We start from the raw sequence: 21,630 nt of genomic DNA on the forward strand, positions 1-21,630 counted from the left end.
AATTAAATACTTAAAAAGATGATAGTTAACGGCTTCGCTGCCCTCGAGCAGCACAGTAAACTTACCCCATTCGCTTACAATTTGGAAACATTAGGCCCAGAGGAAGTAGAAATTAAAGTTTTTTATTGTGGTTTATGTCATTCCGATTTAAGTATGATAAACAATGACTGGGGAATGACCCAATACCCCTTTGTACCTGGCCATGAAATTGTAGGCGAAGTAATAGCCACAGGCAGTGCGGTAAAAAATGTAAAAGTAGGCGATAAAGTGGGCCTGGGGTGGCAATCTAAATCGTGTATGAGTTGTAACCAATGCATGGATGGGCACCACCATCTATGCGGCCAAGGCGAAGCCACCATAGTAGGCAGAAATGGCGGGTTTGCAGACAAAGTACGTAGCCATTGGTCTTGGGCTATACCACTCCCAAATGCTATTGATATGAGCAAAGCAGGACCTTTATTATGTGGCGGCATCACTGTTTTTAGTCCAATTATATTGGCCGGAGTAAAACCAACAGATACGGTAGGTGTAATAGGTATTGGAGGATTAGGACATTTGGCAATTAAATTTTTAAAACACTGGGGATGCCACGTAATAGCCTTTAGCTCAAATCCAAATAAAAAGGACCACATTTTAAAGATGGGAGCGAGCAAAGTAATTAATTCAACGCGGCCGGAAGAACTCGAGAGTATTAACGGCAAACTAAATTTTATTCTCAATACCGCGAATGTAAAGTTAGACTGGAATTCGTATTTAACCGCACTGGCGCCCAAAGGGAAATTCCATACAGTGGGAGCGGTTTTAGAACCTATGGAAATATCGGCTTTCAGTTTAATTCTCGGTGAAAAAACAATAGGTGGAAGCCCAATAGGAAGTCCTGCAATAATTAAAACCATGCTTGATTTTTGTGTAAGACATACTATTTATCCGGAGGTAGAGGAATTTCCGATGGAAAAAGTAAATGATGCCATTGAGCACCTTGAAACTGGCAAAGCTCGCTTTAGAATTGTTTTGAAAAACTAACAACTTTTTAATCTTAAATCTCATAAAGAATGGAAGCTAAGTTTCAACATTTTTAGGAGTTTAAAAAATAATCGAATTATGAAAACAGTAGGCATTATAGGTGGTTCAGGATTTATAGGAAGCTATATTACCAAAGAGTTTTTGGAACAAGGTTACAGTGTAAAAGTGTCTGTAACCGATATTAAAAAAAGTGAAAAGTATCAACATCTTTTTAATTTAAAAAATTCAGATACTCTAAATATCAGCCCATTAAAGGTTGAAAATTTAAGCGACTTAAAAGATTTTATTAGTGATTGTGAAATTGTTATTCACGGCGGCACCCCGTTTCAGCTCGACGTAAAAGATCCGCAATCTGAGCTTTTTGAACCAACAATTAAAGGTACCGAAAACTTTTTGGCAGCCGCCAAGGAAGCACCATCAATTGAAAAAGTAGTTTTTATTGCATCTGTGGCAGCGTATAATACCAACTTTCCGTTACCCGCAGGCGGCAAAAAACCGCAGGACACATTTAATGAAAGCGACACCCCATTTATAAGCGAAGAAAGTCATCCGTATGCACAGGCAAAATATATTGCAAACCAAACGGTTGAAAAATTTATTAACCAACATCCCGATCTATCATTTGAGATTACTTCGGTATCGCCGGTTGGCGTAATGGGAAAATCACTATCAAACAGAGAAGATTCTACTTCAACCGGATTGCAGTTTCTTATTAAAAATAAAATCGCTCCCAATCCATTTATTCAGATGCTGTATGACACTGATACCGAGTTTGCCCTAGTAGATGTGGGCGATGTGGCCCAAGCAATTTATAAAGCGGCAACTACAAATGGTTTGCACGGTAAAAACTACTTATTGAGCAGTGAATCCTACCGCATTAGCGATATGAATTTGATGTTAAACCATCACCCCCCAAAAAATAAGGCGAAGGTTATTTATGATAGTTCATTAGCAAATAAAGATTTAAAAATAACATTCAAGCCCTTACAAAAAACATTTAACCGGTACTCTCAATAACCCAAAAGCGAATAATAACCAAATAAATACAAACAAGATGAAAACAAAGATTCTCTCGGTAATGATGCTTATAGCTTTCATTTCCACAGCGCAAAAAAAGAATGGAACTGTGTATATAGAACATCCTTCCATTGAAATTGTAAACCAATTTGTAAAAGCCTCCGTAGCCGGTGACCGATCAAAAATGGCCAGCTATTTAAGCGAAGACTTTAAAGCCTACAACGGCACCACAGACCGGGCAAGCGACAAGGGAATGGATAAAGAGGCATTTCTGAACAATCAAATGGTTTACCACGACAACTTAGATTATTATAGTATTGAACCCTTTCCCAATTCGTATCCCGACGCCATCGAATACAAAAAAGACAATCCCAATGGTACGGTCTGGGTACAAACTTGGGATCTGATAAAGGGTGTTCATAAAACCACAGGCGTTAAAATTGATGCGGCATCGCATAGATTGTACACGGTTAATAAAGACGATAAAATAACCATGCTCATATATTATAAAAATGGTGAAGTAATTGACGAAATCCGCTCCAGTTTTTCGGATCGAAAAAACGGTACCATTTACAATCATCACGACTTTATAAACACCACACGTAAAATGATGTATGCTTTAGAAAATAAAGATATGGACAAAGTTTACGGTTTTTATGATAAGGACGCTCGATTCGTAGATTCTAGTTCGCCAGAATTCAAGAGTATTTCGCTGGAAGAGCAAAAAGTCATAGACAAACAAATCATGAACACATTTGATATTGCAAGTATAGATATGGTTGGCTATCCGGACTATTTGCATTATGAAATGGGCGATGCCCACGTAGTGCAGTCTTGGTGGAATATAAACTTAGTTCGCAAATCAGACAAAAAAACCATTACCGTACCAATACACTATCAAATGTATTTTAATAAAGATGGTAAAATAACACAAGAAACTGCTTATTACAATCCAAAACTCTTGGAATAACAAATAAATCTCCCCAATTAATTTATTAAAAATTAATTTATATAAACCAGTTCGCCCTTGGTGAACCCAAATTAAAAATTATGAGAAAATTACTATTTACAATATTTCTATTACCTCTCTTGGTAATGAGCCAAGAAAGCGCCGAATATGTCGTATTTGAAAATGATTTGTTAACGCCAAATCCCACGCAGATAAGCCAATTCGAAAAAGGGATTGCCGCCCACAACAAAAAATATCACAACGACGGAGCCCACGGTGTTCGCGTTTATTGGATTTCCAACGGACCTCGTACCGGAAGCTATATGTGGGTTATGGGCCCATTCCTCTGGAGCTCCATGGACAACGGCCCCGCACAAAAAGAAGGACATGATGCCGATTGGCGAGACAACGTATCGCCATACCTAATGCCCGGTAGTGGCTTTGAAACTTCGTATTGGAAATTCCATGCAAACCTTTCGCGCTTCCCAAAAAACTTTACCATAAAGAACATGGCGGTAAATATCTGGGATCTTAAACGCGGCAAATATAAAGAAGCCACAGCATTGGCAAAAAAAGTGCACGACGTATACGCCGAAAAAGCGCCTAATGAAACCTTTGGTATTTATACCAACGAATTCCCCAGCACAAAAGAAGGACAAGATATGGCGGTTATTTCGTTTTTTGAAAAGTCGGCCTGGCTTGGCGAAGATCACAGCATTGCCAAAAAATATAACGAAATGAACGGTGCAGGCAGCTGGGACCAATTTCTAAAAGATTGGATGGAGGTTACTAACGGCGGTGTTACCGAAATTTGGATGTATCGTCCAGATTTAAGCGGTATAAGCGGAGATGTGAAAGCTGCCGCAAGACAATAAAAACTTTGCGCCTCTGTGTCTTTGCGTATAATTTATTGTCTCGCAAAGACGCAAAGTCGCCAAGAAACTAAAAACAATATATGAAAACTAACGCAACTCCGTGGAACAAGGCAGAACTGAAAGCGTACATTTTAATGCTTTGTGCAAAAGTAGATAATTTGGAAACCAATGAAGAAATAGCACTTATAAAGACTAAAACTTCAGAAGAAATATTTGCTAAAATGTACAGCGAATTTCAGAATGATAACGAAGACGAAAGCATTGAAAAAATTGAAGATGCTTTTGAGCATCATCAATATTCTGAACTGGAACTGTGCGAATTAAAGAATGAAATTCAACAACTCTTTGCGGCAGATCGTAAAATACCTATGTCTGAAAGTAATTTGGGCCGCATTTTGGAGAATATTATTTACTAATAAATAAAATATCAGCCATGAAAACATCAATTATAAAAATCCTGTTTCTGTTATTTGCAACCTTCGCAATGAAGGCTCAAACAGACCCGCATAGTACTGCAGATGCCGCAATAACAGGCATAGCTTCAACAGAGATAAACACAACAACTTTTAATGCGAAAAAAACTTCGGTTACAACAAATTCAAAGGCAAAAGAATCACCCGAATATTTTCACCTACGGCCACAGATTGAAAAAGCATACGGCTATTCACATGCAGTAAAGATTGGCAATACCATAAAAATCTCTGGTGCCGTGAGTATGGACGATAAAGGCAATCCTACCGCTGTTGGCGATTTAGGGCAACAAATGAAAAACTGCTATTCAGATTTGGAAAAAGTACTAGCGCATTTCGGATGCACCTTTGACGATGTGGTTGTAGAAAATGTTTTCACCACTAATATGCCCAAATTTTTAGAATTGTCGGGTTACAGGGCTGAAATCTATAAAAAGCAATTTCCAACAGGTACTTGGCTTGGCGTAAAGGAATTGGCTATTCCCGAATTTATGATAGAGATAGAATTGGAAGTACATAAACCTCAATAAAACACAACATTATGAAAACTCTTAAAAACTTTACGTTATTAATCACTGCCATTTTTATTACGACGGCTTCTTTTGGTCAAAAAAAATTAGATGCAAATACCTTCGCCTATAATACGGGAAATCCTGCCGATTGGCCTGCCGAACTGGATGCTGTTATAGCCGCCCCAAAAAACCATAAAATTTTATTGGAAAACGATAAAGTTAGGGTTTTGGAGGTAACACTACTTCCTGGCGAAAAAGAACCGCTGCACCATCATCAATGGCCAAGTACGCTTTATATAATTAGTGCAGGCGATTTTATAGATTATGACAGCGAAGGCAATATGATTCTCGATTCCCGAAAATTCCCGGAACAACCGACTTATCCATTAACCATTTTCAAAAATCCGGAAGCACCACATCAAGCTGAAAACTTGAGCAAAACAGAGACCATCAAGCTTATTCGCGTTGAGATGAAAAATGGAAATACGGCTCAAAATATAGCCGCTGTGGATGGCCTTTACAAAGCCTTTGCAGCTGGCGATATTCCAACCGTCCTCGCCGGTATGGATCCAAAAATAGTTTGGAACGAAGCCGAAAGCAATTCACTTGCAGATGGCAATCCATACATTGGCCCGGAGGCGGTGTTAAATGGCGTTTTCAAAAGACTTGGAGAGGAGCACGAATATTTCAAATTGGCTGACATACAGCTTCACGGTATGGACAATAACCAAGTGCTGGCAACGCTTCGCTACGAGGCCAAAGTAAAGAAAACCGGAAAAACCTATAATGCTCAGGTAGCCCATCTCTGGACGCTTAAGAATGGCAAGGTAGTAACCTTTCAGCAGTTTTTGGATACCGAGAAAGTGGCCGAGGCGATGGAAAAATAAATTTTTCAAAGACGACGGAGCGGCTGACCTGCCTGCCCTCCTCCGGCGGGTAAACCGATCAGGCAGGAAACCGAAAAAAGTAGGCAGTAACAATTTAAATCAAACAAAATTCAGGAAGAAAAGGCAGTTTCCCCATGTCACCCATAAAAAAGGAAGATTTTAATCTTTCCATTAAAACCTAGAATCATGGCGAACGAAACTACTATCAGAAAAAAAAGATTGGGCAGGATCTTGACCGACAATGCCTTAACCAGGTATATTACCTTTTCGGCACTTTATATTGCCCAGGGAATTCCCGAAGGCATTACCTTTTTTGCAATTCCCGCTTGGTTGGCCATGAACGGCAAGTCGGCTATGGAAATCGCAGCATATGTGGGGGTTGTTGGGATTCCGTGGAGCTTTAAAATTGTGATTGCGCCTTTGATCGATCGTTTCACCCTGTTGGCAATGGGCAGAAAAAGACCGTGGGTGATCTTTGGGCAGCTTGGTTTAATCATTAGTTTTTTATGTATCGGGTTGGTTCCCGATCCGTTGACCAATCTTTCCGCCTTAATGGTTGCGGGTTTTTTCATCAGTTTTTTTGGCGCATTTCAAGACGTGGCAACCGATGGCATGGCCGTTGATGTAATTCCCGGGAACGAACAGGCCCGGGCCAATGGCCTTATGTGGGGGGCCAAAACCATTGGCATTTCGGCGTCATTGCTTATGGGCACTTGGCTTATCAATACCTTTGGTTTCCCTACGGCTATCTCTTCCCTTTCCATTGCGGTGGCAACCATTATGCTTTTCCCGATTTACTTTAAGGAACGGCCGGGCGAAAAGACAATGCCCTGGACAGCCGGGGCAGTTTCCCCAGATTCGAAGCAGACACAATTGCGAAGCTGGAAGCACATTTTTAAATGCCTTTACAAGGTTCTTCGGTTAAAATCGAGCTTGGTATTTGGCCTTGGGGTTTTTGCCGTGGGTTTAATGTTCGGACTTATTGACACGCTGCTGCCTATTTTCAGCATTCAGGAATTGGGGTGGACAAATTCGTATTTTTCAAATGTATTTTCCATTACAACGGTAATTGGAGGTTTTTTGGGCATGTTCATCGGGGGCTATCTGGTGGACTATTTTGGAAAAATCAAAATGCTTTCGGTGTATTTATTTTTCTTGACCCTACTTATAGCCGTATTTGCATCCCTGTCCAATCTATGGGGAAATAATTTAATTGTTTACGCCTTTATCCTTTCCTATTACACACTATACACATTTTTGTGCATTGCGGTGTTCGCATCGGCGATGCACCTTTGCTGGAAAACTGTTGCCGCGACCCAATTTACCCTTTATATGGCACTTTCCAATATGGGGCGCGCTGCCGGAGCTGCAATGCTCGGGGTTTTGAAAACAAATTTTACTTGGGAAATCGTCTTTTTCATTATAGCCGCTATGCCCGTGATTATGATAATCCTTATTCAACTTATAAACTTTAAGAAACACCGGGTTACCGTGGATAGCTTTGTTATTTTGAAACAAACGGTCGTGGCGCCACCTGTATTAAAAGATTAATAATAAAATGAAAAATCCTTGTCAGTAATCTGTTTCGGGTATTTAAAGCAAATGAAAACAACTAACCTAAAATCAACAATAATGAAAAATTTCAAGCAAATTTATACTTCAGCTGTCCTACTATTTTTTGCCGGCAATAGTTTTTTAATGGCACAAAATAATACGGGCGATAACGAATTAACCTTTAAATCGCCCTCTTATATAGCGTCAGCAATATTTAACTGGCCGCAATTAGATGCTGACAGCAAAGGATATAATAATTTAGATTTCTTTCTTACCATAGAAAAAGAAGCCCCCAATTTCTATTGGGCACAGCAATTCTCTTTTAAAAATGGTAAAACAGGATATATGGGCCTTCAAAATTCGGCTTTGTATAAAGGTGAGAAAACAAAAATTGCCATTTTCTCGATTTGGGAAGCAAAAACTGTCGAAAGTCCAAATGGTTTTACCGAAGCCTTTGGGCATGAAGGTTTTGGGTATTCTTGCAGGATAAAATACAACTGGCAGGAAGGACGTAAATACCGCATAAGGGTTTGGGAACTTGGCAAGGCAGAAGCACCAAATAGCGGAACTTGGTGGGGATCTTGGGTTATGGATATGGAAACTGGAAAAGAGGAATTTATAGGAAAAATCTTGGTTCCGGATACTTGGGAATGGCTTAATGCTACATCCTACAATTTTACTGAATATTGGGGCTCACAAGATGGCAATAGACATCCATGTAGTAGTATTGGGTATACAAAAACCATTTATGATTTTCCAACCATGGCCAACGGAGCTGTAAAACCTACCAAAGCAATCTTTGAAAGAAATGACGAATGTGCATCACTTACAACAACGGGACAAATTGGGCCAAATACTTATATAGTAGAAGCAGGAAGCCAATAAATTCTGAAAAGTCATATCAACAATCAATCATCAAGTTACCCAATATCTCCACCAAATTGCAGGTTTTGGAAGTTCCAGAAAAATCCAATCAACTTAAATAATGTTCAAAATTAATAACTAACGGAATATATTTTGAAGTTGCAAGCAAAACTGCTTTTACTGTATCTTTATAGCCTGAATAAAATCTTCAGAAAAATATGGATATAGCACAAATTTTTAAGAACAATCAAACCTGGGTGAGTGAAAAATTAGGCAACGATCCCGACTATTTCAAGAACCTAGCCAACGGGCAAAACCCAGATATTCTCTATATAGGTTGTAGCGACAGCCGCGTAACTGCAGAGGAAGTTATGGGGGTAAAACCGGGAGATGTTTTTGTAATGCGGAACATTTCAAATATGGTTTCCAACTTAGATTTAAGCGCGATGAGCGTTATAGATTATGCCGTTGATGTTCTAAAAGTAAAACATATTGTTATTTGCGGCCATTACGGTTGTGGCGGGGTTAAAGCTGCTATGCAATCTAAAGATTTGGGGATTTTAAATCCTTGGCTGCGTAATATACGAGATGTGTATCGCCTGCATCGCGATGAGTTAAATGGTATTGCAGATGAAGAGGAAAAATACAAAAGATTGGTAGAGCTTAACGTACAGGAGCAGTGCGTAAATGTTATAAAAACTGCCGATGTTCAGATTGGCGTGCGTCAAGGACGTTTAACCGTTCACGGGTGGGTGATGGATATGGCTAGCGGTAAACTGATAGATTTAAAAATAGATTTTGAAAAAGTCCTCGAAGGAATTATGGAAATTTATCACTTAGATAAAGATGAAATAGAATCTAAATAAAAACAGCCGCTTCACCAAAATGGAGCGGCTATTTTTTCTGCTTAGATTATTCAAACAACAATTTAACTTAAGGTTTAAAAAAGTAGTGTTTTATCGCTTTAAAACTTTAAAAGTTGACTGCATATCTCCCGAAGTTGCATTTATAAAATACATTCCACTCTCTAATTTAGATAGATCAATTTCTGTAATGTTTCCATTGGCAGCCCCTTGTGCAACCAATTTACCCAATACATTGTGAATTTTGTAACTATCTAGTTTGTAAAGGGAAGCCACGGTTAACTTATTGGTTACGGGATTGGGATAAAATGAAATATTCATTTTAAATTTTTCTTCAATTGAAGCAATATTATCTACCGTAATAGTTCCTTCCATATTTGAATGTACATCGCATTCGTAGTCATTTACACCTATTTCAGTAAAAGTGTACGAAAATTGCGTACCGCTACCCGTTAGTATTCCACTGTCAAAACTCTCCTGGCTTCCAGAATCGCTTGTTACCGAATGTGGAACCTCGTCTGTCCACGTCCACCGTACAGTATCTCCCGGTTCAATGGTGATGCTGGCATCCCCATTCGGAATTCCAACATACCAGTCTAGATCAAAAGTTGTTTGTGCACTAGCCAATGTAGCTATTAGTGCCATTGTAAAAAATAGTTTAAATTTTATCATAATGTTTAATTTTAGGTTAATAAAAAATTTTACTACTTTATGTACTTTAAGTTTCATTTAAAAAAGGAATGAAATATTCTTTAAAAAACACGACTAATATTAAAGCCGAAAAAGAAATTACCATCTACCCAATCACCTTGTCCCTGCACAATAAATCCTTCTTCAAACATGGCTTGAGCATTTGTGAAATGCATTTGAAACACGTGACCACCCGTTTCAATATCTACTCCCACCGAAAGTGGATTTCTATAACTGGAATTATCATTTCGGTTTAAATGAATTCCATAATCTGCGTTGATACTCACTCGAGTTGAAATTTTATATCGCCCTCCCACACCCAGTGCGAATTGATTGGAATTTTCGTCATAATTCACCGTGGTCCCATTTGGCAATACCTCACGACTACGCGTTGCTAAATTTTCATGGATATATGTTGGGGCGAGCAATACTGAAAATGATTCACTAAATTTTTTCGACAGCAACAATTGCGAAGTGTATGTAAGCCTGTCTTCAAATTCCAGATTTGTATATTGGTCTTTTTCCAACGAGGTATTTACTGTAACCAAATTATAACCTACTACGGTCAACGGAAAGCCGTCCCGCTTTTGAGGAATTAAACGGTATTTAATATGCGCTCCATATTTTTGTTGAAAAGAACTTCGTGCAATCCCTACATTCAACCAATTAGTAAAACCGTAAATAAATTTTAGTTGGGTGACTGCATTGTCCAATCCAAAAAAATCTTTAATTCCGTTTTTCACTGACCCAAAACGGTGCGCCACTACAAAATAGAAATCGTTTTTGTCGGCAAGCTTTGTGGTTTCAAAGTTTACTACTTTTAAACCTTTAAAGGCTGCGGTCACGGTTTTATCTACTTCCACTTCGCTTTCTAGATCATCTAATAAGTCATCCTGAGCGAAAAGTCCAAAGGGAAGAAAGCATATTAAGAGTGCTATATTTTTCATCATGGTTCTATTTTATCACTGTGCTTTGATCCAGCTTTACAATTTCAAATAACTCGTCATACCCTATACATCTGCCTTTAATTTTCACTTTATCCTTTACGTTAACTTCTGTGCTCAAGGCGTCAAAACTGGCATAAACGCTTTCATCTAGGGTGATGGCGTTTCCTTCTATGTTGGTTATAACTCCCGTTACGGTTATGGTTTTATTCAGCAGGTCCTCAGCATTATTTGTTTTAAAACGTTCCAATAAATACGGCGCAGTAATCTCTAGCTGTGAAGTTTCAGTTTTTATATTTCTATGGTCTTGGTATATATAGTTATAGCCAAAATAGCCTACTATCGCTAGTAGTAAAAGGGCGATTAAAAATATTCTTTGCTTGCTCATCGGTTCTATTTTTTTATTGTTTTTGTAGGCTGAATTCAGCAAAAACGTTTACATCTTCGGCTATTTTATTGCTGACAATCGAAGGGATTTTTATGTTGAAATCTTCCGGTTGCATAACAAATTGGGCCGTTAGCATAACTGTATCACCGTTTACAGAAATAACAGCGGGCACTTCCATTTCTTTATCGGTTCCGTGCATATTAAATGTGCCTTTAATAGAATAGTCACTCTTTCCTGAGATTTCAGAAATGTCAAAATCTTGAATAATTCCTTTAAAAGTCGCTTTTGGATATTTTGAAGATTCTATATAATTTTCATTAAAGTGTTCTTCCATTAAAGCCACTTTAAACCGAAATCCTTTCATTAGTGCGAGAGCCGCAAACTTACCAGTTGACGCATCTAAAACTGCACTCACGTTGGAGTTTGCTGCCTTTACTTCTTCAAAAGAAGGAACTGACGCTTCAAAATCTATTTGTCCAGTTTTGGTAGTGTATTTTTCTTGCCCTATAGCCGAAACTATAAAAGCGAAACAGATAATTGCAAAAGTGATTGTAGTTTTCATAAATTTTAATTTTCCAGTAGGCCATCTAGGTTCCACTGCGTTATTAAATCAATTTGTTGTTGTGGCAAGCGCGGGCCACCCAAGGGCATCAAACCTTGCTCGCCTTCTTCTCTGCTAATACGGTCTATTAAATCGCGATCTTCCACGGCATCTTTTACTTCGGAATAATTTGTTAAGGGCATTGGCGCACCGTTTTGTGGTGGATTGCTGTGGCAAACCGTACAATTATTTTGAAATATAAAAGCAACATCTTGATAGGTTACCAGCTCCCCTTGATTTTCTTCTTGAATCTCTTCAATATCATCATAGGTACTGGCGGTACAGCCAAGCAGTAAAAATGAAATTAAGATTAGAGCCACTGTTTTCATAAAGATGTTTTTTAGTTTTTATGTTCAATTTATTTTTCAAAAATGGAGGGCGCCGTAGTAATTGGATGACAAAATCACATCGCAGTTACATATTTATCACCCGCCAAAAAATTGACTAAAATGCTATAGTTTTTCAAAAGTTAAATAATCTGTGCCGCCGTTTCCACCGCTAACATCAAAGAGTTCAACTCTAGTGCTTGTGTAGGTATCAACATCCCAATCATCATTAAATTCGTCAAAAGGAATTGCAGTTCCAAAATCTAGTATTACATCAAGACCGCTTCCGCTTGTTACGACACTCCATGTTCCGCTAATGGTATTATTGCTATTTACTGCAAGCACACTGCCATCTGCGTTAAATGTAAGCGCATAGCCGTTGTAATCGTTTGTTTCATCATCGCCGTCGTCTATGTAGCTTGCTACTAACCATTGGCCATCAATTAAGATATTTGTTAGCTCCGTTGTGTTTCCACCACCGCTGCAACCTTGGTACGGATTTCTTCCGAAATCGAGATAATCTGTACCGCCGTTTCCGCCGCTAACATCAATTAATTTTATAATTTCAGTGTCAAAACTTAGCACATCCCAATCGTCGTTTAAGTCGTCAAAAGGATCGTCGCCACCAGCTATTTCGAAGTTTAGAATAAGGTCTATTCCGCTACCACTACTTGTAGCTGTCCAAGTGCCATTAACAGTGTTGTTAGTACTTGTAGCCGTAACCGTTTCATCTGAATTAAATGTGAATTTATAATCTACATAATCACATGTTTCGTCATCACCATCGTCGTCTAAAAGATTTACGTACCAAACACTGGTTGTAAGGTTATCGACAAAATTTGAAGTATTTCCACCCCCGCCGCCACCATTCGGGGTGCGTTCAAAGGTTAGGAAATCTACGCTGCCGTCGCCGCCGCTAATGTGTTTCAGTTTAATAATATCTTGTGTTGCTTCAATAATGTCCCAATCTTCATCTAATTCATCAAAAGGATCGGTATTACCGAAAAACAATAATAAATCTGGAGTTGTGCTAGTTGTTAAATTCCAAGTTCCATTCACGGTGTTTGAAGTACTTACCGCTTGAGCCGTGTTATCTGTTGCGAAGGTAAATTCATAGCCTGCAAAATCACCAGTTTCATCTTCATCGTCGAAAAAATAGGTTACAAACCAGGAATCTGTAGTTAATATAGTTTCAAAATCTGAAGGAATACCGCCGCCATTGGCAGAACAGTCAGAAATTAATGCTACCAATTCGGCATTGCTATTCACTTCTACAATAGTTCCATCTTGCAACACCACACTAATAGGAAACTGCAGCGCGATGTAAGTGCCATTTTCTAGTGAAAGCAATAACGCCAATAATTCCCCATCGTTATTAACCGTTTGTGTACCGGTTTGTTGCTGGTTAGAATTGTATATGAAAAATGTAACCGGATAAACCAGATCTATACAATCTATTGAAGACGTATTATTAACGTCTGTAGTGCGAAGCAATAAATTGCCTAATTCAGAATCTACTGCAATTAAATTTGAATCTGGATTTTCGGTAGGTTGTGAGTCGTCTTCGGAGCAGGAGTTGGCCACAATCATTAGAAGACAAATAAATACTGATAATTTGATGAATCTAGACATTGTAATTTCTTTTTGGGTTTTATATAAGTAAGACAGGCAACGCAATAAAAACCCTACCCTTAAATTGACTTTTTTTATAAAAACCCTGAAATCTCAATTTGATTTATAAAAAAAACCATCCAAAAGTGGGATGGTTTTACGGGGAAGCTTAAAACGCTGGGGGAAAATTAATTCTGTTTAAATATTAAAGTATCTTCTATTTGCCCTTGACTATTTCTAGTTATAAAAGTTACTGAAGTGGGTGCATATTGCAAAGCTTTATATTCTTGACTGTCTGCTCCATTTATTGGGCTATCCATATCAAATTCAAAATTGAGTTCTTGGCCAGTTACGGTTACAATCCATATTCCGTAAACGTACTCGGTGCCATTGGTGGCATAAACGGTTTCGTTGTTGTAAAAGTTGAAATTGTATCCGTTAAATTCTTCCGTTTCATCGTCGCCATCGTTCAAGAATTTTTCAACATACCAAGTTCCAGATTCAAGAATATCGCGCAGCTCCTGTGGATCGGGACCTCCGCCACCGCCACCGTACGGTTCACGACCAAAAGTAAGGTAGTCTGTACCACCGCCACCACTTACGTCGGAAAGTTCAATAATAGTTTGGGTGGCTTCCAGCACATCCCAATCATCGTTCAATTCCTCAAAATCGCCGTTGGTGGTAGTTTCAAAATTCAGGATAAAGTCTAAATTACCACTGTCCATTTGGGCAGTCCAATATCCGCTTATTGTATTGTTATTACTAACTGCAGTGGCTGAACCATTTCCGAAGAAAGTAAATTCATATTCAGTAAAATTTGTAGTGTGGTCAATCCCTTCTTCTTCCAGCAAGTTTATATACCAACTTCCAGTTATTAAATTTTCAATAAAAAGATTGAGTTCGGTATTTGTGCCGCCGGTATTTGGTTCGCGACCAAAGGTTAGGTAATCTGTACTACCATCGCCATCGCTGATGTGTTTCAGTTTAATACTATTTGCGTTGGCTTCAATTATTTCCCAATCTTCATCAAGCTCATCGAGCGGGGAATTTGTTCCAAAGAAAAGATCAAATTTTAAATCTTCTACCAGTGCCCAGGTTCCATTCACCACCACGCCTGATTTTACACTCTGCGCCGTGCCATCTAATGCAAAAGTGAACGCGTATCCGGCATAGTTATCCGTTTCATCGTAATCGTCAAAAAAGTAATCTACATACCAGGTACCCGTTGTTAAATCTTCTTCAAATTGCGAAATATCAATGGGGTCGTCGTTGGTATTTGCCACACATTCTAAAATTAATGTCTGCAGCTCTTCGTTGCTATTTACTTCTACTACTGGCCCCTCTTCTAAAATCGTCGACACAGGATAATCGAAACTTATAAAATCATCTGAGCCCAAATTATACAGATAATTGAAAAGTTCCCAATCATTCCCAATTGCAACGGTTCCTGTTCGTTGTTGCGCCGAATTATAGGTGAAAAATGAAACTGGATAAACAATATCCAAACAGCCTATTTCGGTATTGGTAAGATCGCACGTAGCGGCAAGGGCATCCAATTCGGCTTGATTGGTTATTGTTACTTGGGTATAATCAAACAATTCCAACGAAATTGGATATAATATTTCTAAGGTATCGGTATCGTTCGGAAACAGATTAAAAATCTCCTTAATTAAATTTATATCCTCAGGAGTGTTTACCGTTACTTGCTGTCCGTTAGCTATTACAGTTACGGGTAAAATTACTGACGCGCAGCTATTTCCGTCTATTATATCGTCATACGCGCCTGGACTTTGGGACGTTCGCAACAACAAACCCGTCAAAGGAGAATTTGCGGTTATGGTTTCTTCCTCGGTTTCATCAATATGCTCCTCTTCTTCTTTCTGACAAGAAAAAAGTGATACACTTAATAGAACCAAAAAAATAAAACGGAAGAAGTATGATTTTTTCAAATTTTAAACCTTTATGCTACAGTTATAACAAATTAATAAAAATTAACCCTACCCTGCAAATTGAATAACTTTTAAATATATTTGAAAATTAGCAATCCCCTTTATGAAACAACCCGAAAACGTCTGTAACGAAAATACATTTGCCCAGTTGTATGAGGCGCACGGAAAACCGGTTTGGCGGTTTATATATTTTAAATGTGGCGACACAGCGCAAGCCGACGATTTGGTGCAGGAAGCGTTTATAAAACTGTGGCAAAACTGTGCGAAAGTCACTAAAGAAAAAGCAAAATCGTTTTTATACACCGTTTGTAACAATGCTTTTTTAAATGAAGTAGCGCATAAAAAAGTAGTTTTAAAACACGCTAAACGGCAGCCTGATAAAACCAATTATCAGTCTCCAGAATTTGTAATGGAGGAAAATGAATTTCACGAAAAACTGAAAAACTCTATTGAAAATCTTACCGAAGCACAACGCACCGCTTTTTTATTAAATAGAATAGAAGGTAAAAAATATGCCGAAATAGCCGAAATGCTTAACATTTCGGTAAAAGCTGTAGAAAAGAGAATGAGCCAAGCGCTGGCTATTCTTAGAAAGGAAATAGGAAATGTTTAAAATTAAAAGTAGGGTAACGGTTGGCTGAACTGTTTCACTTATGAATACAATAAAAATGGACAAAGATTACATTTTACATAAATGGCTAAATAATGAAGCCACGCCCGAAGAACTGGAGCAATTAAAAGCAGACCCCAAATATGCTTCGTATTTAAAGATTGCAGATGCTAGTTCAGGTTTTGAGGTTGCCGATATGAATTCCGAAGCAAATTTTAAAGCTATTTCAAATAAAACAAAACCTGTTCGCCAGTTACAAAAACCGAATGTTTTTTCAGTGGTTTGGAAAGTGGCTGCGGTATTCGCATTATTGCTTGCGGGATATTATTACACTACAACCCTCGATACTTCAATTAAAACTGAAGTTGCACAAACCGAAACCTTTTCGCTGCCCGATGGGTCTGAAGTAGCTTTAAATTCGGGTTCAAAAATTACGTATAACAAAAAAAATTGGGACGATTCCCGCGAACTTTCTTTAGATGGCGAAGCGTATTTTAAAGTAACTAAAGGAAATAAATTCAGTGTAAAAACTGCAGAAGGAATTGTAAGCGTGTTGGGCACACAATTTAATGTTGCTGCACGCGACGGACTCTTTACCGTAACGTGTTACGAAGGCTTAGTAAGCGTCGCCTTTAACAATAGTTTGATAAAACTTCCCGCTGGGAAAAAAATAGAAATAATAAATGGCAAATTAGTTGCCAACGAAGTCACTGATAACCAATCCCCACTGTGGCTTCAACAAGAAAGTAGTTTTAACAATGTACCGCTACAAAGGGTTATAAATGCTTTGGAAAGACAATATGTGGTGAAAATAAATTTAAAAAACGTAAATTTAGAAAAAAGATTTACGGGCACATTTACCCATAAAAATCTTGAACTTGCATTAAAATCAATTTGTGAGCCCCTGCAATTGACGTATAAAATAAATAAAAACGGAGCAGTAACCATTGATGCCAAACATAGCAAGTAGCTACAGAGTTTTTGTTTTCTTTTTGGTGTTCTGTGTTTTTGGCGCAAAAGCCATAGCACAGGAAACCGAAGCCACTACACTTTTAACCTATTTAGAAACGTTAGAAAAAAAACACAATGTGCGTTTTTCGTACGTTCGCGAAGAAATTGAAGGAATAAAACTGAAAAAACCTACCGAAAATTTAGCATCAATAGAAAGTGAACTTTTATACCTTCGGGAAAACACGCCATTTCATTATAACCGCATTAACGAGCGGTACATTACAATAACCAAAAAAGAAAATACTGGGCTTCTCTGCGGTAGAATAATCGACTTTGAAACTCAGTTGCCATTGGTTGGAGCCACTGTTATTTCAAATGATAATTCTTTTAAAACAATTACCAATGCCGAAGGTTTTTTTTATGTTCCACTTCAAAATAAAAACACAGCCTTTACTGTTACTTTTGTTGGCTATTCGCCTCTTACAAGCAGCACAGCTACACTTTCAACAGATTGTGTCGCACTGTTGATGCTCCCCTCCGTTTCAACGCTTGAACCCGTGGTTATTCAAAATATATTTACCAAAGGAATCGATAAAAATACAGATGGTTCAATCCTTCTTTCAACGGCACATTTTGGCTTATTGCCTGGGCAAATAGAAAACGATGTTTTACAAATTGCACAAGCCCTTCCGGGAGTTGAAAGTGTGGATGAAACCATTTCAAATATCAACATTCGCGGTGGGATGCACGATGAAAACTTGCTGCTTTGGGACGATATAAAAATGTACCAAAGCGGGCATTTCTTCGGACTTATTTCAGCGTTTAACCCAGATCTTACCAAAAGGGTAACACTGTATAAAAACGGCACCAACATTCGTTATGGCGAAGGGGTTTCGGGTGTGCTAGATATGCGTTCACAAAATACAGTTTCATCAAAAACCGAAGCGGGAATCGGCTTCAATTTAATAAACGGAAGCGGATTTTTGGATATTCCAATTTCTGAAAAAGCAAGCCTTCAAGTTGCGGGAAGAAAATCCATAAGCGAAGTTTGGGAATCGCCAATTTATAAAAATTACACCCAACGAATTTTTCAAGATAGCGAAATAAACAAGGCTGAAAGCACCCAAAACAACATAGGTATTAGCACAGATGAAGATTTTAGTTTTTACGATTTCGGCACCAAATTGCTGTGGGATTTTTCAGAAAAAGATAAAATTCGTTTTAACTTTTTAACCATCGATAATTCACTCGATTTTACTGAAACTTTAGCAATAAACTCGCAGTCTAAAACCAGTAAATTAGACCAACGCAGCTTGCTTGGCGGCGTTTCTTGGAATCGCTCGTGGAACGATAAATTTGAAACCACGATTTTAAGTTACGGCACCTATTATTTACTGGACGCAATTAACCGCGATATTTTTACTACTCAGGAACAAATTCAAAGAAACGAAGTCTTGGAAACAGGCGTTAAACTTGACGCGAACATGCTACTTTCTGAAAATCTAAAACTTCAAACTGGCTATCACTTTTCGGAAGTTGGCATTGCAAATACGCAAGATGTTAACCTGCCACGCTTTCGTAATTACGAAAAAGATGTATTGCGAACACACACACTTTTCGCTGGAATAAATTACCATTCAAAAAACCGAAAGACCTTTGTGGTTGCGGGTTTACGGGGGAATTATTTCGATAAATTTGAAGAAATTTTAATCGAACCTCGATTTAGCTTACATCAAAAATTCTTAAACGGTTTCGCTATTGAAGTTTTGGGTGAGTTTAAAAGCCAAAGCGCAACGCAAAGAGTCGATTTTGAAAGCGATTTTCTGGGCATCGAAAAAAGACGCTGGATTTTAGCCGACGAAGAAAACACGCCAATTTTAAAAAGCAAACAAGCTTCGGCAGGATTGGTTTACAGCAGGAATGGACTATTTTTAAATGCTGAAGGATTTTATAAAGTCGTGGAAGATATAAACAGTGCGAACCAAGGATTTCAAAATCAATTTCGATTTACAAAAGCAATTGGAAATTACACGGTGAAAGGCGCCGAATTTATAATCAATAAAAAATCGAAAACATTTAGTGCGTGGGCAAGTTATGTGTTCAGTAAAAACGATTATGAATTTATAACGCTCGTACCACCAACCTTCCCGAATAATTTAGATATGCAGCATGCCGCAACGCTAGCGGGAAGCTATTCGTGGGATGCTTTAAAAATTGCATTGGGATTAAATTGGCACAGCGGAAAACCTTACACCACTCCCCTAAAAGATGCTGAAACCACAACCGACGGCGGTTTAACCACAATCCAATACAACCCTCCTAATAATGAGCGACTGCCAAATTATTTTAGAACAGATTTCTCTGCAGAGTATCTCTGGAAATTATCGCCAACCATTGATGCGAAAATTAACATTGCGCTTTTAAACATTCTGAATGCCGAAAATACTGTAAACATTCGGTATGCGATAATTCGAGATGAAAACAACGAAGTTTCAGTAAATAAAGTAGAAGAAATTTCCTTGGGAATTACGCCCAACTTTTCGTTTCAGGTTTTGTTTTAAGAAGTGGTGAGTGGTGAGTGGTGAGTGGTGAGTGGTGAGTGGTGAGTGGTGAGTGGGAAAAAAACATAAAACTCTGCGCCTTTGCGTGCAAAATTTCTCTCGCAAAGGCGCCAAGTCGTAAAGAAAAAATCTACATTCGCTCCGGAACCTCGATTCCTAACAGTGCGAAAGCACTTTTTATAACCTCAGCAACCGCTGCCGAAAGCTGTACTCGGAAAGCCTTTTCTGTTTTATTATCCGTTGCCAAGATTGGTACGTTTTGGTAAAAGCTGTTGAATTCTTTAACCAAATCATACGTATAATTTGCAATCAAAGCTGGACTGTAATTAGCTGCTGCCAACTGAATAGTTTCAGGGTATTGTTGAATAATCTTTAAAAGTTCTTTTTCCTTTGGATGCATTTTGATTCCTTCACCGAAAGAGGTTTCGACTGCGCTCAACCTGACATCATCAGCTTTTCGGAGAATTGACTGAATCCGTGCATAAGTATATTGAATAAAAGGACCTGTGTTTCCTTGAAAATCTACGCTTTCTTCTGGGTTAAAAAGAATCCGTTTTTTTGGATCAACTTTTAATATATAATATTTTAAAGCTCCTAAGCCAATCATTCGGTAAAGTGCTTCTTTTTCTTCTTCCGAAAAATCATCAATCTTTCCAAGTTCTTCCGAAATGGTTCTTGCCGTATTGGTCATTTGAGCAATTAAATCATCGGCATCTACCACGGTTCCTTCGCGGCTTTTCATTTTGCCCGAAGGAAGATCCACCATTCCGTAACTTAAGTGAAATAGGTTTTCAGCCCAAGAATAACCAAGTTTTTTCAGGATTAAAAACAAGACCTTAAAGTGGTAATCCTGTTCGTTTCCAACGGTGTAAATCATACCGCCAACATCGGGATGATCTTTTACGCGCTGCACGGCGGTACCAAGATCCTGCGTCATATAAACTGCAGTGCCATCACTGCGCAAAACCAGCTTTTCGTCTAGGCCTTCTTCGGTTAAATCGCACCAAACCGAGCCATCGTCTTTCATAAAGAAAACATCGTTTTTTATGCCTTCTTCAATAATATCCTTTCCTAAAAGGTAGGTGTCGCTTTCGTAATAATAAAAGTCAAAATTTACACCGATAGACTTATAAGTTTCCTCAAAACCGCTATAAACCCAGCCGTTCATTTTGTTCCAAAGCGCTACGGTTTGTTCATCGCCGGCTTCCCATTTGCGAAGCATTTCTTGGGCTTCAAGAATAAGTGGCGCTTGCGCTTTTGCTTCTTCTTCGGTTTTACCTTCAGCTTTTAAAGTTTCGATTTGCTTTTTATATTCCTGATCGAATTTTACGTAATAATTACCAACGAGCTTATCGCCTTTTAAATCGGCATCGGCAGGGGTTTCGCCATTTCCAAACTTTTTCCAAGCGAGCATACTTTTACAAATATGTATGCCCCGGTCGTTTATAATTTGGGTTTTATACACTTTTTTACCCGCAGCCTTTTCAATTTCAGAAACTGAATAACCCAGCAACACATTTCGAACGTGCCCTAAATGAAGTGGTTTATTAGTGTTTGGCGAAGAGTACTCAACCATTAAAGCTTCTTTTCCCTGCGGCACTTTTCCGAAGGAAGAAAAATCCGCAACGGAACTGAAAAAGTTTAAGTAATACGCATCGCTTAAAACAATGTTTAAAAAACCTTGAACCACATTAAATTTTTCAATTTCTGTAACGTTTTCAACCAAATAGTTTCCAATGGCTTCACCAATTTGCACTGGATTTCCTTTTACCACCCGCAACATAGGGAACACAACAGCAGTAATATCGCCCTCAAAATCTTTGCGCGTAGGTTGCAATTCTACCGATTCAAGTTTAGCGCCGTACAGTTTTTCTACCGCTGTTTTAATTTGATTGTCTAACGTTTGTTGAAGTGTCATTACTATAGTTTTTTAATATGGCGAATTGGGTTGTCCAGGTTTCAGAAATTTTGGCAAAGATACACGT

At 38.4% G+C, this 21,630-nt stretch carries 21 protein-coding genes; 13 read left to right on the forward strand and 8 right to left on the reverse strand.

What is annotated here, in order from left to right; translation table 11 throughout:
* Nucleotides 1-18 precede the first annotated feature (18 nt).
* The 10 genes from ahr to QCQ61_RS02080 all read left to right on the forward strand — a co-directional run bounded on the left by ahr (nucleotide 19) and on the right by QCQ61_RS02080 (nucleotide 9,017).
* Nucleotides 19-1,023, forward strand: a complete 1,005-nt coding sequence (gene ahr, locus QCQ61_RS02035) for an NADPH-dependent aldehyde reductase Ahr (protein ID WP_279449059.1) — start codon at nucleotides 19-21, stop codon at nucleotides 1,021-1,023.
* A 78-nt stretch (nucleotides 1,024-1,101) separates the two neighbouring features.
* Entirely contained in the window at nucleotides 1,102-2,040 is a 939-nt protein-coding gene (locus tag QCQ61_RS02040) for an NAD-dependent epimerase/dehydratase family protein (protein WP_279449060.1), read from the forward strand.
* Between the two features lie 37 nt (nucleotides 2,041-2,077).
* Nucleotides 2,078-3,010: a nuclear transport factor 2 family protein gene (locus tag QCQ61_RS02045; protein ID WP_279449061.1), complete on the forward strand. Its 933-nt coding sequence runs from the start codon at nucleotides 2,078-2,080 to the stop codon at nucleotides 3,008-3,010.
* An 80-nt stretch (nucleotides 3,011-3,090) separates the two neighbouring features.
* Nucleotides 3,091-3,864 (forward strand): hypothetical protein, encoded by a 774-nt coding sequence (locus QCQ61_RS02050; RefSeq protein WP_279449062.1) that lies wholly within the window; start codon nucleotides 3,091-3,093, stop codon nucleotides 3,862-3,864.
* 80 nt (nucleotides 3,865-3,944) lie between these two features.
* Nucleotides 3,945-4,280 carry a hypothetical protein gene (locus QCQ61_RS02055; RefSeq protein ID WP_279449063.1) on the forward strand — a complete coding sequence of 112 codons (336 nt, stop codon included), beginning with the start codon at nucleotides 3,945-3,947 and terminating at the stop codon, nucleotides 4,278-4,280.
* Between the two features lie 134 nt (nucleotides 4,281-4,414).
* Nucleotides 4,415-4,864, forward strand: a complete 450-nt coding sequence (locus QCQ61_RS02060; RefSeq protein WP_373693817.1) for a RidA family protein — start codon at nucleotides 4,415-4,417, stop codon at nucleotides 4,862-4,864.
* Between the two features lie 11 nt (nucleotides 4,865-4,875).
* Nucleotides 4,876-5,733: a nuclear transport factor 2 family protein gene (locus tag QCQ61_RS02065; protein ID WP_279449064.1), complete on the forward strand. Its 858-nt coding sequence runs from the start codon at nucleotides 4,876-4,878 to the stop codon at nucleotides 5,731-5,733.
* Nucleotides 5,734-5,919: 186 nt separating this feature from the next.
* Entirely contained in the window at nucleotides 5,920-7,284 is a 1,365-nt protein-coding gene (locus tag QCQ61_RS02070) for an MFS transporter (RefSeq protein ID WP_279449065.1), read from the forward strand.
* A gap of 81 nt (nucleotides 7,285-7,365) precedes the next feature.
* A complete protein-coding gene (locus tag QCQ61_RS02075) occupies nucleotides 7,366-8,172 on the forward strand; it encodes a DUF3472 domain-containing protein (protein WP_279449066.1) in 807 nt (268 codons plus the stop codon).
* Nucleotides 8,173-8,369: 197 nt separating this feature from the next.
* Nucleotides 8,370-9,017: a carbonic anhydrase gene (locus QCQ61_RS02080; protein WP_279449067.1), complete on the forward strand. Its 648-nt coding sequence runs from the start codon at nucleotides 8,370-8,372 to the stop codon at nucleotides 9,015-9,017.
* 90 nt (nucleotides 9,018-9,107) lie between these two features.
* Here the strand turns inward: QCQ61_RS02080 and QCQ61_RS02085 are convergent, their stop codons facing one another.
* From QCQ61_RS02085 to QCQ61_RS02115, 7 genes are all read right to left on the reverse strand, one after another.
* Nucleotides 9,108-9,686, reverse strand: a complete 579-nt coding sequence (locus QCQ61_RS02085) for a T9SS type A sorting domain-containing protein (RefSeq protein WP_279449068.1) — start codon at nucleotides 9,684-9,686, stop codon at nucleotides 9,108-9,110.
* 80 nt (nucleotides 9,687-9,766) lie between these two features.
* Complete coding sequence (locus QCQ61_RS02090) at nucleotides 9,767-10,654, reverse strand: DUF5777 family beta-barrel protein (protein WP_347814823.1); 888 nt, start codon at nucleotides 10,652-10,654, stop codon at nucleotides 9,767-9,769.
* 4 nt (nucleotides 10,655-10,658) lie between these two features.
* The gene (locus QCQ61_RS02095) at nucleotides 10,659-11,036 is read right to left on the reverse strand and encodes an OB-fold protein (protein ID WP_279449069.1); all 378 of its coding nucleotides are present in this window, start codon (nucleotides 11,034-11,036) and stop codon (nucleotides 10,659-10,661) included.
* Nucleotides 11,037-11,049: 13 nt separating this feature from the next.
* The gene (locus QCQ61_RS02100) at nucleotides 11,050-11,598 is read right to left on the reverse strand and encodes a YceI family protein (RefSeq protein WP_279449070.1); all 549 of its coding nucleotides are present in this window, start codon (nucleotides 11,596-11,598) and stop codon (nucleotides 11,050-11,052) included.
* Nucleotides 11,599-11,603: 5 nt separating this feature from the next.
* Nucleotides 11,604-11,966, reverse strand: a complete 363-nt coding sequence (locus QCQ61_RS02105) for a c-type cytochrome (RefSeq protein WP_237603079.1) — start codon at nucleotides 11,964-11,966, stop codon at nucleotides 11,604-11,606.
* Between the two features lie 123 nt (nucleotides 11,967-12,089).
* On the reverse strand, nucleotides 12,090-13,595 hold the full coding sequence (locus QCQ61_RS02110; protein ID WP_279449071.1) for a hypothetical protein: 1,506 nt from the start codon (nucleotides 13,593-13,595) through the stop codon (nucleotides 12,090-12,092).
* A 167-nt stretch (nucleotides 13,596-13,762) separates the two neighbouring features.
* Nucleotides 13,763-15,523 carry a hypothetical protein gene (locus tag QCQ61_RS02115; RefSeq protein ID WP_279449072.1) on the reverse strand — a complete coding sequence of 587 codons (1,761 nt, stop codon included), beginning with the start codon at nucleotides 15,521-15,523 and terminating at the stop codon, nucleotides 13,763-13,765.
* A 103-nt stretch (nucleotides 15,524-15,626) separates the two neighbouring features.
* Here QCQ61_RS02115 and QCQ61_RS02120 point away from each other — a divergent pair, with 103 nt between their 5' ends.
* From QCQ61_RS02120 to QCQ61_RS02130, 3 genes are read left to right on the forward strand one after another with little or no spacing between them, the layout of a single operon-like run.
* Nucleotides 15,627-16,136, forward strand: coding sequence for an RNA polymerase sigma factor (locus tag QCQ61_RS02120; RefSeq protein ID WP_279449073.1), 510 nt, complete (start codon nucleotides 15,627-15,629; stop codon nucleotides 16,134-16,136).
* A gap of 40 nt (nucleotides 16,137-16,176) precedes the next feature.
* Nucleotides 16,177-17,103: a FecR family protein gene (locus QCQ61_RS02125; RefSeq protein WP_279449074.1), complete on the forward strand. Its 927-nt coding sequence runs from the start codon at nucleotides 16,177-16,179 to the stop codon at nucleotides 17,101-17,103.
* On the forward strand, nucleotides 17,084-19,645 hold the full coding sequence (locus QCQ61_RS02130) for a TonB-dependent receptor (RefSeq protein WP_279450217.1): 2,562 nt from the start codon (nucleotides 17,084-17,086) through the stop codon (nucleotides 19,643-19,645). The genes QCQ61_RS02125 and QCQ61_RS02130 overlap by 20 nt, the downstream gene beginning before the upstream one ends.
* Nucleotides 19,646-19,775: 130 nt before the next feature.
* Here the strand turns inward: QCQ61_RS02130 and argS are convergent, their stop codons facing one another.
* On the reverse strand, nucleotides 19,776-21,563 hold the full coding sequence (gene argS, locus QCQ61_RS02135; RefSeq protein WP_279449075.1) for an arginine--tRNA ligase: 1,788 nt from the start codon (nucleotides 21,561-21,563) through the stop codon (nucleotides 19,776-19,778).
* Between the last annotated feature and the right edge of the window lie 67 nt (nucleotides 21,564-21,630).

This window comes from Aequorivita marisscotiae, from assembly GCF_029814825.1.
GTDB lineage: Bacteria > Bacteroidota > Bacteroidia > Flavobacteriales > Flavobacteriaceae > Aequorivita > Aequorivita marisscotiae.

Excerpts from the sequence above, each read along its gene's own strand:
- QCQ61_RS02100 (WP_279449070.1), bottom strand. The coding sequence starts at position 11,598 with ATGAAAACTACAATCACTTTTGCAATTATCTGTTTCGCTTTTATAGTT.
- QCQ61_RS02105 (WP_237603079.1), bottom strand. The coding sequence starts at position 11,966 with ATGAAAACAGTGGCTCTAATCTTAATTTCATTTTTACTGCTTGGCTGT.
- QCQ61_RS02070 (WP_279449065.1), top strand. The coding sequence starts at position 5,920 with ATGGCGAACGAAACTACTATCAGAAAAAAAAGATTGGGCAGGATCTTG.
- QCQ61_RS02080 (WP_279449067.1), top strand. The coding sequence starts at position 8,370 with ATGGATATAGCACAAATTTTTAAGAACAATCAAACCTGGGTGAGTGAA.
- QCQ61_RS02125 (WP_279449074.1), top strand. The coding sequence starts at position 16,177 with ATGAATACAATAAAAATGGACAAAGATTACATTTTACATAAATGGCTA.
- QCQ61_RS02095 (WP_279449069.1), bottom strand. The coding sequence starts at position 11,036 with ATGAGCAAGCAAAGAATATTTTTAATCGCCCTTTTACTACTAGCGATA.
- QCQ61_RS02055 (WP_279449063.1), top strand. The coding sequence starts at position 3,945 with ATGAAAACTAACGCAACTCCGTGGAACAAGGCAGAACTGAAAGCGTAC.
- QCQ61_RS02040 (WP_279449060.1), top strand. The coding sequence starts at position 1,102 with ATGAAAACAGTAGGCATTATAGGTGGTTCAGGATTTATAGGAAGCTAT.
- argS (WP_279449075.1), bottom strand. The coding sequence starts at position 21,563 with ATGACACTTCAACAAACGTTAGACAATCAAATTAAAACAGCGGTAGAA.
- QCQ61_RS02050 (WP_279449062.1), top strand. The coding sequence starts at position 3,091 with ATGAGAAAATTACTATTTACAATATTTCTATTACCTCTCTTGGTAATG.
- QCQ61_RS02110 (WP_279449071.1), bottom strand. The coding sequence starts at position 13,595 with ATGTCTAGATTCATCAAATTATCAGTATTTATTTGTCTTCTAATGATT.
- QCQ61_RS02120 (WP_279449073.1), top strand. The coding sequence starts at position 15,627 with ATGAAACAACCCGAAAACGTCTGTAACGAAAATACATTTGCCCAGTTG.
- QCQ61_RS02130 (WP_279450217.1), top strand. The coding sequence starts at position 17,084 with ATGCCAAACATAGCAAGTAGCTACAGAGTTTTTGTTTTCTTTTTGGTG.
- QCQ61_RS02090 (WP_347814823.1), bottom strand. The coding sequence starts at position 10,654 with ATGATGAAAAATATAGCACTCTTAATATGCTTTCTTCCCTTTGGACTT.
- QCQ61_RS02065 (WP_279449064.1), top strand. The coding sequence starts at position 4,876 with ATGAAAACTCTTAAAAACTTTACGTTATTAATCACTGCCATTTTTATT.
- QCQ61_RS02075 (WP_279449066.1), top strand. The coding sequence starts at position 7,366 with ATGAAAAATTTCAAGCAAATTTATACTTCAGCTGTCCTACTATTTTTT.
- ahr (WP_279449059.1), top strand. The coding sequence starts at position 19 with ATGATAGTTAACGGCTTCGCTGCCCTCGAGCAGCACAGTAAACTTACC.
- QCQ61_RS02085 (WP_279449068.1), bottom strand. The coding sequence starts at position 9,686 with ATGATAAAATTTAAACTATTTTTTACAATGGCACTAATAGCTACATTG.
- QCQ61_RS02045 (WP_279449061.1), top strand. The coding sequence starts at position 2,078 with ATGAAAACAAAGATTCTCTCGGTAATGATGCTTATAGCTTTCATTTCC.